2 protein-coding genes and 1 pseudogene are annotated in these 1,306 nt (G+C 35.3%); 1 reads left to right on the forward strand and 2 read right to left on the reverse strand.

Annotation, left to right across the window (positions count from 1 at the left end; translation table 11 throughout):
• Positions 1 to 228: pseudogene (locus L647_RS0102035) on the forward strand (IS110 family transposase); the annotation flags it as partial.
• Positions 229 to 270: 42 nt separating this feature from the next.
• Here L647_RS0102035 and L647_RS0102040 read toward each other — a convergent pair.
• Positions 271 to 699 (reverse strand): hypothetical protein, encoded by a 429-nt coding sequence (locus L647_RS0102040; RefSeq protein ID WP_024609720.1) that lies wholly within the window; start codon positions 697 to 699, stop codon positions 271 to 273.
• Between the two features lie 119 nt (positions 700 to 818).
• On the reverse strand, positions 819 to 1,306 hold a 488-nt coding region (locus L647_RS0102045; protein ID WP_033024456.1), incomplete at its 5' end, for a hypothetical protein.

Below are 1,306 nucleotides of genomic sequence, written 5' to 3' on the forward strand. Positions count from 1 at the left end.
GAATGGGCAGGCTTTTCTATTCGTTATTCGTTTTGGGCTAAAGCGTATTATGAGCAACAAAAAGCCAAGGGTAAGCCGCATAACAGCATTATTAGATCACTGGCATTTAAATGGATAAGGATTGTATTTAGATGTTGGAAAACGAATACACCCTACGATGAATCGACGTATTTAGCGGCCTTAAAACGCAGAGGTTCACCACTATTAAAATTTGCAATTAATAGCTAAATTTTACTAGTCGTCCACCTCAGGGCGTGTTGTTATACGAACCTACACATCAGCCTGGCTTTTTTTCCACTGTTTAGCTGCACCTAAAGATGCCCCCAAAGGGAATACAGAAGCCACTATGAAGAAAAAGTTTGAATTCTCAAACTCACTAGTTTCAAATATGCCGAAAGTTAAAAAATTAATAAATCCAAAAATACCACCGCACCAGAAAAATATAATTGCATAGTCTACAAGTTTAGATTTGGGCGAGTTAAAGGGATTTACACGTTGGAAGCCAATAATAAACATTAGCATTGCCATGCCTGCAAAATACATAAAAACTGTCATCAACGGAGCTGCAATGGCTAAACCTAAATCATTAATAGCGTAAACACCTACTAGCAATGAAATTGAACACCACACCAATACAAATTTGGTAAGCCATTTATTAGAGAGATTAATGTAATTATTTAACCGTAATTTAAAATTCACTACATAGTCCAAGTTCGTATAACGCCTTAATAACTGGCGTGTAGGTTGGCGTTGTTTTTGCCGTTTTTTTGTTTTAGCAAAAACCGCGACAACCGTAATACGTCCAGTTGATTAACTTGTTATATTTTCTTTACTAAATTGCTAACTTGCTCTTTATTCAGATTTAAAATTATATTTTTTAGAGTGAAATAACTATCACTAGATGGATTAACCAAATGCACAGAAACACCTATTTGAACAGAACCTGATTCAGAATCTAGATCAATAATATTTAAGACTGCGGAAGTTGGGTGCTTAGAAGATTGGACATAGTATTTACCGCCCCAATTACAGTCCATTGATATATCCTTTGTACTTTTTTGTTTAGATGTAACTGAATAACCAGCTTGTACTGAACTGCGGTAAATTGTAGCTGAACAAAAATTATCTTTAGACTCGCCAAATGAAATTGAAACAGCTTGCTTGCTATTCATTGTGTAATCGAAATCTGTAACACTTTGCACAATGTTTGCAGTGACTGGTTGATCCGAGCAACCGCCCAAAAGACTTGTTGCTAGAGCTAATGAAATTACTACTTTATTCAAAATACTTCTCCTAAAAATATAAC

Origin of the sequence: Pseudoalteromonas sp. TB64 (assembly GCF_000498095.1) — a bacterium.
GTDB lineage: Bacteria > Pseudomonadota > Gammaproteobacteria > Enterobacterales > Alteromonadaceae > Pseudoalteromonas.